At 69.0% G+C, this 10,202-nt stretch carries 8 protein-coding genes, 1 pseudogene and 1 riboswitch (1 of these 10 running past the window's edge); of the genes and pseudogenes, 2 read left to right on the forward strand and 7 right to left on the reverse strand.

Features of this window, described 5'->3' with window-relative positions; genetic code table 11:
* Position 1 precedes the first annotated feature (1 nt).
* From KZO24_RS16100 to KZO24_RS16115, 4 genes are all read right to left on the reverse strand, one after another.
* Complete coding sequence (locus KZO24_RS16100) at positions 2 to 562, reverse strand: histidine phosphatase family protein (protein ID WP_271182697.1); 561 nt, start codon at positions 560 to 562, stop codon at positions 2 to 4.
* The gene (gene cobT, locus KZO24_RS16105; RefSeq protein WP_271182698.1) at positions 559 to 1,575 is read right to left on the reverse strand and encodes a nicotinate-nucleotide--dimethylbenzimidazole phosphoribosyltransferase; all 1,017 of its coding nucleotides are present in this window, start codon (positions 1,573 to 1,575) and stop codon (positions 559 to 561) included. The genes KZO24_RS16100 and cobT overlap by 4 nt, the downstream gene beginning before the upstream one ends.
* Positions 1,572 to 1,979, reverse strand: coding sequence for a DUF1636 domain-containing protein (locus tag KZO24_RS16110; protein WP_271182699.1), 408 nt, complete (start codon positions 1,977 to 1,979; stop codon positions 1,572 to 1,574). The genes cobT and KZO24_RS16110 overlap by 4 nt, the downstream gene beginning before the upstream one ends.
* 242 nt (positions 1,980 to 2,221) lie before the next feature.
* Complete coding sequence (locus tag KZO24_RS16115; RefSeq protein ID WP_271182700.1) at positions 2,222 to 4,207, reverse strand: TonB-dependent receptor plug domain-containing protein; 1,986 nt, start codon at positions 4,205 to 4,207, stop codon at positions 2,222 to 2,224.
* 171 nt (positions 4,208 to 4,378) lie between these two features.
* Positions 4,379 to 4,570, reverse strand: a riboswitch (cobalamin riboswitch).
* A gap of 72 nt (positions 4,571 to 4,642) precedes the next feature.
* On the opposite strand from KZO24_RS16115, the pseudogene KZO24_RS16120 reads away from it, so the two are divergent.
* Positions 4,643 to 5,161 (forward strand): annotated as a pseudogene (locus KZO24_RS16120) (nucleotide-binding protein); the annotation flags it as partial.
* A gap of 260 nt (positions 5,162 to 5,421) precedes the next feature.
* Positions 5,422 to 5,961 carry a hypothetical protein gene (locus tag KZO24_RS16125; protein ID WP_486486583.1) on the forward strand — a complete coding sequence of 180 codons (540 nt, stop codon included), beginning with the start codon at positions 5,422 to 5,424 and terminating at the stop codon, positions 5,959 to 5,961.
* Here the strand turns inward: KZO24_RS16125 and mdoH are convergent.
* The 3 genes from mdoH to KZO24_RS16140 all read right to left on the reverse strand — a co-directional run.
* Positions 5,940 to 7,757, reverse strand: coding sequence for a glucans biosynthesis glucosyltransferase MdoH (mdoH, locus tag KZO24_RS16130; RefSeq protein ID WP_285019533.1), 1,818 nt, complete (start codon positions 7,755 to 7,757; stop codon positions 5,940 to 5,942). The two genes, KZO24_RS16125 and mdoH, sit on opposite strands and share 22 nt — an antisense overlap.
* Before the next feature lie 11 nt (positions 7,758 to 7,768).
* A complete protein-coding gene (locus KZO24_RS16135; RefSeq protein WP_271182703.1) occupies positions 7,769 to 9,259 on the reverse strand; it encodes an OpgD/OpgG family glucan biosynthesis protein in 1,491 nt (496 codons plus the stop codon).
* 100 nt (positions 9,260 to 9,359) lie between these two features.
* Positions 9,360 to 10,202, reverse strand: the 3' portion of a protein-coding gene (locus tag KZO24_RS16140; protein ID WP_486486584.1) for an efflux RND transporter periplasmic adaptor subunit. The gene runs 117 nt beyond the window's last position; the window shows 843 of its 960 coding nt (coding positions 118–960); the start codon falls outside the window, past its right edge; it ends in the stop codon at positions 9,360 to 9,362.

The following is a 10,202-nucleotide window of genomic DNA, read 5'->3' on the forward strand; positions in this document are numbered from 1 at the left end:
GTCATGTACTCAACCCCACGATCTGCGCGCCTTCGCCAGGCCAGAGGCGCAGGCTCAGCACGCTCGCATAAGGCAGGTCGAAGGCCCAGACTTGCGGCTGCTCCATGTGGAACAGTACCGCCAGCGCCGCGCGCATCGCGCCGCCGTGAGTCAGCACGAGGCTCGGCACCGTGATCCCCGCCAGCGCCCGCTCCACCCGCGCGCGCAGGGCCGACCAGCGCTCGCCGCCCGGCGGGGCGTGGGCGTCGGGGTCCTGCCAGAAGCGGGCATAGGCGGCAGGGTCGACCTCCGCGGCGGCAAGGCCGGTCCAGTCGCCGAAATCCAGCTCGCGCCAGTCGGGATCGACGCGGTGCTCCAGCCCGCGCGCGGCGGCGATGCGTGCGGCGGGATCGTGGGTGCGGCTGAGGTCCGAGGACACCACGCGGTCGAACGCCAGTCCCTCGGCGCGCGCGACACAGCGGGCGATCTCGGACGGCAACGCGGGCTCGTCCCGGTGGCCCAGCAGGAGGCCCGGCCTTGCCGGAGCGCCGTGGCGCATCAGGTGGAGCGCGATGCCGCTCATGCCTTATCGGTCACCGCCGCTTCGTCGAACGTCGCCATCCGGTTGTGCGTCGCCAGAGCCCCGCGCACGATCGGCACCGCCAGCGCAGCGCCGGTGCCTTCGCCCAGCCGCAGGCCGAGGTGAAGCAGTGGCTCCAGCCCCAGCTTGTCCAGCAGCCGCACATGCCCCGCCTCGGCCGAGCAGTGTGCGGCGATGCAATGATCGGTGAAACGCGGGTTGTCCCGCAGCAGCGGCAGGATCGCGGCCGAGGCGATGAACCCGTCCAGCAGCACCGGCACTCGCGCCAGCCGCGCGGCGAGGATCGCGCCCGCCATCGCGGCGATCTCGCGCCCGCCGAGAAGGCGCAACGTCTCGAAGGCGTCGATGGCGGCGCCGGAATGCAGCGCCACGGCCGCCTCCACCGCCACCGCCTTGCGCGACAGGCCGAGGTCGTCGATCCCGGTGCCGCGTCCGATCCAGTCCTGCGCGGAGCCGCCCAGTACGGCGGCGCAGAGCGCGGCGGCGGGCGTGGTGTTGCCGATGCCCATCTCGCCCACCAGCAGCAGCCGGGTATCGGCGCCCAGCGCGGCGGCGCCCCGGTTCAGGGCGTCGAGGCATTCCTCCGCGCTCATGGCCGCCTCGCGGGTGATGTCGCCGGTCGGCCGGTCGAGATCGAGCGCCACCACCGAAAGCCGCGCGCCGCAGGCCTCCGTCAGCGCGTTGATCGCCGCGCCGCCCGCCTCGAAGTTGGCGACCATCTGCACGGTGACCTCCGGCGGATAGGCGCTGACGCCCTGCGCGGTGACGCCGTGATTGCCCGCGAAGACGACGGCCTGCACCGGGTCCGCCTCGGGCCGCTCGCAGCCTTGCCAGCCGGCCATGAACACCGCGATGTCCTCCAGTCGGCCGAGCGCGCCGGTGGGCTTGGTGAGGCGGGCCTGACGGTTCAGCGCGGCGGCGCGGCTGGCCTCGTCGGGTTCGGGCAGCGCGGCAAGGGCAGCGGCGAAGGAGGCGGGATCGGCGAAACGGGTCATGTGCAGACGTAGCCTTCCGGGGGCGTGCGGGTGATGAAGTGGCCCTTCACGCCTTGCGGCCATTCCTTGAAGGGCACGCGGCCGTGCTCGCTTTCGGCATGGCGCGCCGCATATTCGAGGATGGCGCGGGCGGCGTCTTCGTCCGGCATGAAGTCGCCCAGCACGTAGCCGACCTTGCCCGGTGCGCGGACGTGGACGGTGCAGTGGCGGCTGCAGGCGAAGAGGCAGGGCATGGCCTGGATCTGGACGCCCTGCAGGTCCGGGTCGGTGGCCTGAACGCTGCGCATCGCCGCTTCGAGCAGGGCGCCGCCCCGCTGGCCGGTCTCGTCCTCGCGGGCGTCGGCGGTGTGGCGGCAGGTGTTGCAGACGACCACCGAAGGGCCGGGAGGTACGGGGGTCAGCATGGGGGTGTTTCTCTTGAGGGCAGGCCCGCCCTGCTGCGGTTGAAAGCTAGTTTGTCATCCCCGCGAAGGCGGGGACCCAACTGATGCGGGTGCAACAGGCGAAGTCGGGAGATGGGTTCCCGCCTTCGCGGGAATGACGACGGTACTATCAAGGACGGTTCCGCTTCAGGCAGCGGGCTCCCAAGTCTTGGGCAAGTCTCCTCCCGCTTGCTGGAGGGGGCGGGGGTGGGCCTTCCTTGTCATCAGAACCGGCTGCGCACGCCGACGTAGACCGTCCGTCCCAGCGCGGAGTAACCCGCCGCCGTCTGGTAGTCCTTGTCGGTCAGGTTCTCGACGCGGCCTTGCAGCATCAGGTTCTCCTTGATCCGCACTTGCGCGCGAAAGTCGATCAGCCAGTAGTCGTCCAGCTTCGCGGTGCCGGTGGCGGCGTTGAAGGTCTCGCCCGAGTAGCGCGCCGCGACGCTGGCGCGAAGCCCTTGCGGCAGGTCGATGCCCGCTTCGGCATTGGCCATGTGGCGCGGTACGCGCTGCAGCTGGCGGCCATAAGTCGAGGCGCCTTCGGTGCGGTCCTCGGCGCGGGTCCAGCTGTAGTTGCCCTCGGCAAACAGCACGCCCAGCTTCGCAGACGCGGCGAGTTCCAGGCCGCTGGCCTTGGCCGTCTTGACGTTGGCGTAGTAGCCGAAGCGCGTGGTCGTGGTGCCGGGGATGTAGCAGGCGGTGGGGAGCGTGCCGCCTGAATCGCTAGCCGTCGGGCAGTAGGCGAAGTCGATCAGGTTGTCGGTGTCGCGCTGGAACCACGTGGCGGTGAGGCGCAGCGCCTCGCCGAAGTTCTGCTCGGCACCCACTTCCCAGCCCTTGGCCTTCTGCGGGGCGAGGTCGGCGGTGCCGTAGGCGCTGTACATCTGGTAGAGCGAGGGGGCCTTGAAACCCTCGTCATAGCTGGCGCGCAGCACCGTGGCGCCTTCGTTGGGGGTATAGGCCGCGCCCGCGCTCCACACGGTCTGCCCGCCGAAGCGCGACTGGTGATCGTAGCGCGCGCCGCCGTCGAGGGTGAGGCCCTTGACCGGGCTCACGCGCAGTTCGGCGTAGAGGCTGTCCATGTCCACCGCGTAGGGCGTCAGCGTATAGGGCGTGGCGGAGTTCGTCGGCGAGGCGGTGGTCATCCGCTGCTCCTCGCGCTCGGCGCCGAACACGGCCTGGATCGCGTCGCTGAAGGTGTAGGTGCCCTGGTACTCGTAGCGGCGCAGGCGGCCGTGCGCGTCGAAGGTGATCGCGCGGATCGAGCGGGTGGGGTCGAAGTTCTCCCGGTCGGTGACGTTCTGCAGCACCGCGACGCGGTTGACGAGCTTGCCGTCCAGCAGCGCGAAGTTGAGGCCGGCGTAACCCGACCATTCCTTCGTGGTGCCATAAGCGAGGGTGTCGCCCGAAGTGCCGTCGAAATCGTTCTTCCCGTCGGCCCAGTAGCCACGCAGGTCGAGGCTGACGCCGGGGGCGACGCGCACCGTGACGGTGCCGCTGGCGGCGCTGCGCTGGAAACCGTCGGCCTCGGTCCCGTTCGCGCGGGCGGAGATACCGTCGGTGGTGAAGCGCGAGGCGGAGAGGCGCCAGTCGATGAGGTCCGAGGTGCCGCCCACGCCCGCGCGGGCGGAGACGGTGTCATGGGTTCCCGCCTCAACGGCGAAGCTGCCTTCGAGCGGCTCGGTCGGGCGGCGGATGCGCACGTTGACGACACCGCCGGTCGCGTCGCTGCCCCACAGGATCGACTGCGGCCCGCGCAGGATCTCGATGCGGTCGACGTCGTCGAGCAGCAGGTTGGAGAAGCCGTAGCCGCCCGCCGTCGCCGAGGGATCGGACAAGCGCATGCCGTCGATCACCATCACGGTCTCGCCCGCATCGGCGCCGCGGATGCGCAGAGAAGTGGTGGTGCCGTATCCGCCGTTGCGCGACATCGAGACGCCGGGGGTACGCAGCAGGGCATCGGTCAGGGCGATGGGCTGCAGGGCGACGATCGCGGGCTCGCCCAGCACGGTCACGGTGGCGGAGACGCGCTCGATCGCGACGGGGGTGCGAAGCGCGCTGACGAGGATGTTGTCGGCCGCGCCTGGTGTACTCTCGGTGTCGCCAGGTGCCGTTGTGGTATCGTTGGGTGCCGCTGTGTCCGCAAGCGCCGGAGAGGCCGAAACGAGCAGCGTGATGGTGGCTGCGGTCGTGGCAAGGTACTGTTTCACTGGTATTCCTTCATGCAAACGGCGGTGCTCCGCCGGCTGGTGAAGGATCATGGGCAGTGGGCGCGGACAGACAGCGCGACACCTCCCGCAAGCCCCCTCAGGCCGCCGGAACGATGGCTGTCGTTGCGCGAGGAATGACTTCCCCGTTCGTCCGGCACACCCTGTCCGGTCGAAGAACGACGGCGACGGGCAGGTCTCCTGGCTCACGGGTCTTCGCCCATTTCGGCCGCCTTCTCAGGGACTTGCATCCCCAATGGCATGTGGCCGAACGGCTCTCCGCTTACAGTTGCAGGGGCAGCCCGGGTATTTCACCCGCGTTCCCTTTCAATCCCCTCGCGGGGAACCTGTCGCGGCGCGGCAAGTATCGTGCGCCGGGCTGCCGCGCAAGAGGCCAATGCTTGCGCCAACCTGCGGGAAACCATAGGTGCGGAGGCGATGGACACTCCGCGCCAAGACGATGCCCCGGCCTGCCCGGCCTACCTGATAAGCGCTCCGTCCTCGGGTCAGGGCAAGACGCTGGTGACCGCGGCATTGGCCCGAAGGCACCTCAAAGCGGGCAGAAAAGTGCGCGTTTTCAAGGTTGGGCCGGACTTCCTCGACCCCATGGTGCTCGAAGTCGCGAGTGGCGCGCCGGTCCATCAACTCGACCTTTTCATGTGCGGAGAAGCGCAGTGTCGCGCCCTTCTCCACGAAGCGGCGCACGAGGCCGAGCTGATCCTCGTCGAAGGCGCGATGGGCCTGTTCGACGGCGATCCCAGCGCCGCCGACCTCGCCGGGCGCTTCGGCCTTCCGGTGCTTGCGGTGGTCGATGGATCGGCGATGGCGCAGACTTTCGGGGCGGTGGTCCACGGTCTTGCGACGTATCGGCCGGGGCTGGAGGTCCATGCGGTGATCGCCAACCGCGTCGGCAGCGCGCGGCACGCGGAATTGCTGGAGCAGGGCGTGCCTCCGTCGGTGAAGTGGCTCGGCACTTTCCCGCGCGAGGCCGGAGTGACGCTGCCCGAGCGGCACCTCGGGCTGGTGCAGGCAGCCGAGGTCGCGGATCTCGACGCGCGACTGGATCGGGCGGCGAGCCTGCTGCCTGATGCCGTGCTGGACCTGCCGCCGCCGGTGAGCTTCCCGGCGCCCGAGGTCCCGGAGGAAAGCCCCAATCTGGGGGTCTGCGCATCGCCATCGCGCGGGACGAGGCTTTCGCCTTCATCTACCACGCCAACTTGCGATGGCTGGAACGGGCAGGCGCGCAGCTCGCCTTCTTCTCACCGCTTCATGACGCGCGATTGCCCGATTGCGAGGCGATCTGGCTCCCCGGAGGTTATCCGGAACTGCATCTGCAGACGCTTGCCGCCAATGCGCCGATGCTGGAAGCGATCCGGGCACATCATGCGGCGGACAGGCCGATTCTCGCCGAGTGCGGGGGCATGCTCTACGCCTGTGCATCGCTGACGGACGTAGAGGGGTATCGGGCCGATCTGCTCGGATTGCTGGAGGGGCACGCCGCGATGCAGCGGCGTTTCGCCGCCCTCGGCATGCAGCACATCGCGCTGCCGGGAGGGACCTTGCGCGGGCACACGTTTCATTATTCGCGGCTGGAAACCGGGCTCGTCCCGGAGGCTCGCGCCAGCACGCCGGACGGGCGGGACGGGGAAGCGCTCTATCGCGTCGGCTCGCTCACGGCGAGCTACATGCATGGCTACTTCCCGTCCGCTCCCGAAGCGGCGGCGCGGTTTTTCGTTCAGGCTTCGACCAGCGACTGACCTTCGGTGAGGATCGCGGCCTCCTTGCGCGGATCTTCGCTGGCCTCGACGATGCCGGGTTCGGGCACGCGGAAAACCTTGGCTGCGTCCGCCTTGTCGCCGAGGTTCTCGCTAGACGACAGGCTGATGAGCCATGGCGAGAGGAACAGGCCGACGATGATCGGCGAGAGCCAGATCGCCGTCGTCATGTCGAGGAACGCGGTCGCCGTCAGGCCCGCGCCGAGCAGCAGGTGCTCGCGCAAGTCGGGCAGCACCTCGCGCACGGTGATGCGGCGGGCATCGCGGGTCTGGGTGTTCCAGCCCGCCGAGATGCCCAGCAGCAGGCCGAGCAGTGCCTTGGTCTGGGTCACCATGGTGATTGGTGCGAGCAGCATGGCCAGTACCGTCTCCAGCAGGACCGAGCGGACGGCCGCGAAGCCGCCGCCGAAGCTGCGACGCCGCTCGCCGTCGGCCAGGACCCAGATCAACCCCATGATCTTCGGGCCGAACAGCAGCATCACTGTCAATGCCAGCACGCTTGGCGGGGCGAGGGTGACGAAGCCGCCATCGCCATGCGTCGCGACCTGGCCGATCATCGTCAGGATCAGCAGCAGCCAGCCCGGCGAGGTGAGGTAGGCCGAAGCCCCGATCAGCAGGTGCAGGCGGCTGGCCCAGTGCAGGCCCGAGGCGCCGAGCAGCTGCAGGTGCTGCAGGTTGCCCTGCATCCAGCGGCGGTCGCGGATCGCCATGTCGATGATCGTCGGCGGGAATTCCTCGTAGGAACCGCCGATCATGACCATGTGGACCGCCCAGCCGCGCCGACGCAGCAGGGCGGATTCAAGCATGTCGTGGCTGAGGATATGGCCGCCGAACGGCGCCTTGCCGGGAAGCTCCGGAAGGCCGCAGGCTTCGGCGAAGGCGCGGGTGCGCACGATCGCGTTATGGCCCCAGAAGTTGGCTTCCGAGCCCGACCACCACAGCAGTCCGGCGCTTGCGATGGGGCCGTAAGCCTCGCTCGCGAACTGCATCCAGCGTTGGAACAGGGTGCGCGCGTTGGTGATCATCGGCACCGTCTGGAGCAGGCCGATCGAGGGACGCTCCTCCATGATCGAGGCCATGCCCACGATCGTCTCGCCGCTCATCATCGAATCGGCGTCGAGCACCAGCATGTTCTCGTAGGCGCCGCCGAAGCGCTTGACCCATTCGGCGATGTTGCCGGGCTTGCGGGCGATGTTCTTCTCGCGGCGGCGGTAATAGATCTTGATCGGCGCGTGGTCGGCCAGTTCGTGCCAGGCGGCTTCCTCGCGCTTGCCGTGGAAGGGGTTGGAATCGCTGAGGACGAAGAAGTCGATCCACGGCGCGCCGCCGGCTTCGGCGATCGAGTAGGCCATGGCACGCACGCGGGCGAAGACTTCCTCGACGCCCTCGTTGTAGACCGGCATCAGCACGGCGGTCTTGTGGCGCAGGCTGGAGGCCGGGCTTGGCAGCGCGGTGAAGCCGGGATGCTCGCCGGTGATGAGCTTGAGGAAGCCCATCGTCGCGGTAACGAAGCCGAACGAGATCCAGCAGAACAGCGGCACGAAGAACACCAGCAGCAGCGCTTCGACCCAGTCGAGCCCGTCGCGCGAGAGTTCCATGCGCACCGTGCTCGATGCGGCGAGGCCGATGGCGGCAGTGAGCGCGAGCAGCAGCAGGCGCTTGACCAGCATCCCGTGCGGCGCGGTCTTCACCTCGCGCGCGCCGGGCGGATTGCCCCACAGGTTCTGGATCGGCATCGCCATGGGCGATTCGGCCGGAAGCATCGGCGAATGGTTCATCGGCGTCGCACTCACGATTCTAGAGCCTTGATAACGGTCTCACTGAGCGCGGAGTTGCCGCGCTTGAGAAAAAGTCGGAACTGGGGCTGGGTCAGGGCGGCGGATCGCACGTCGATCATCGCTCGCCAGCGCCCGTCAGACCGCGCCACCGGATAGGCGACGGCGGAGACCACCGCAGCCTTGGGCAAGTCGGTATCGGGCGTGACGCCGCTGGTCCGGTCGAGGCCCGCCAGCGCGGGACCGGAGAAATCGAACACGAACTTGCGCACGCCTTCCAGCGGCGGCGAACCCGGACTGCCGCCGGGGCCTTCGAACACATCGACGCAGCGTGAGCCGCCATCGATGGTCGGGTCCTTGGACGTCCAGGTCAGCCGATAGGCGAAATCGCGGCGCTGCCCGGCCTTGGCGGGACGGTCGGGGCGCCAGAACAGCGCGATGTTGTCGAGCGTCTCGCTGCCCGTCGGCATTTCATAGAGGCCGACCGCGCCCGCGCCCCAGTCTCCCTTGGGCTCGACCCAGAGCGAGGGGCGACGGTCGTAGAATACGCCGTCGTCCTGATAGTGATCGAAAGCCTGGTCGCGCTGCAGCAGGCCGAAGCCCTTTGGCGAATCCGAACGCAGCGCGTGAAGTCGCGCCACCGCGGGATTTTCCAGCGGCCGCCAGACCCGCTCGCCATTGCCCGACCAGATCGCGAGGCCGTCCGAATCGTGGATTTCCGGCCGCCAGTCGCCGTGCGTACGGGCGGGGCTCGACTGATCGTACCAGAACATGCTCGAAGCAGCGCCGAGGCCCAGTTGCTTGACGTCCTTGCGCAGGAACAGCGCCGCAGTGACGTCCTGCGTCACCCCATTCGCCGTCTTGCGGCAATCGAACGCATAGGCGCCGGCAAGGCTCGGCCCGTCGAGCAGGGCATGGATGCGTACGCTGTCGGCGCCGGTCTGCTCGATCCAGAAGCGGGTGAAGTCGGGAAACTCCTCGCCAGTGGCAAGGCCGGTGTCGATGGCGATGGCGCGGGCCGAGAGGCCATACTGGTCGCGGTCGCCGGAGGAGCGGAAATAGCTCGCGCCCTGAAAGGCCAGCCAGTCGCTGCGGCCGGTCGCGTCCATGACGCGGAAGCCTACGGCGTCGGTGTTGTGGCCGCCGACGAACAGATCGCTGGTATCGACGATCGCGCGCGCCTGCCCGCCCTCGACGACCGAGATGACGACGGGCTTGGGCGCGGTGCCGCGCACGGCGGGGAACAGCCGCACGTTGCCCGCGACCATCGGCGCATCGCCGTAAGTCAGCTTCCCGGCCGCATCGTAGTCGGCGGCGGCGCGCGTGGATTCGGCGATCGGCGCATAAGGCTTGCGGGCTAGATCGCGGGCCTGGGCCACCAGGCGATCCCACGAGAACGGCTCGGGCGTACCGAGACGACCGCCCGTCGCGGCCTTCACCCCGTCAGGCAGGGCGCTTGCCGCTGCGAGCGCCGCCATCAGCCCCATGGCCGTGCGGCGCGACATCTGCGCGTCGTCGTTCAGAATGCTGCTTACCCTTGTTGCCTCGGATTTTCCGTCGAATGCCCATACGCACGGACGCGGCAATTGTTGCAGGAGGAACCTTTCATCCGCCTGACTGGCCGCCTCCGGCCGTCGCGTCCCGCCAACCGATGATCGCGCGATCGCCGGGTTTGAGGTCGTTCGCGAAGACTTCGGTGCGCTTGCCGTCGCTGGCGCCGACGGTGACGTAGACCCGGCGCGGCTCGCCGCCGTCGAGCACGAAGATGCGCTCGCGCCGCTGTGGTCCACGCGCGCCCGGCTCGAATTCCAGCGCGGCATTGGGGACCAGCAGCACGTTCTGCCGCTCGGGCAGTTCGATCTCGACGGTGGCCTTCATGCCGGGACGGACCTGCGGGCCGGGCTTTTCGATCGTGAAGACGGCAAGCGGCGGTGTGGTCTGCGGCGGCGGAGATACGCGCATCAGCGTCAGCGTGGCCGATTGCGGCGCGTCGGGCAGGGTATCGAGCCGGATACTCGCAAGCGTTCCCGCCTTGATCGGCTCTGCCCTGTGGGTGTCGAGCGGGACTTCGATGGTCAGCGGTGCGATGCCCTGCGCGATCGTGAACAGCGGCTGGTGATCGCCGATCATCTGCCCCGGCTGCGCATGGCGCATGGTCAGTATGCCCGAGAACGGAGCGCGCACTTCGGCTCCGGACTTGCGCGTCTCGTCTTCCTTGAACTGGATCTGCGCGGCCTTCACTTCGGCGCGCGCCGCCTCTACGCCAAGGTCCGCGCGGCGGGCATCGGCACGGGCAAGCTCGATCTCGTTGAGCGAGGGCGCGCGGCCGCCCGAGCGACGCCATACGCTCTCGAACCGGGCAAGGCGTGATCCGGTATCCTGCGCGGTGACTTGCGCCGCTTCAAGGGCGGCCTGCGCTGCAGTCAGGCGCGAGCGGCCGACTTCCAC

The organism is Novosphingobium sp. NFX11, from assembly GCF_057376415.1.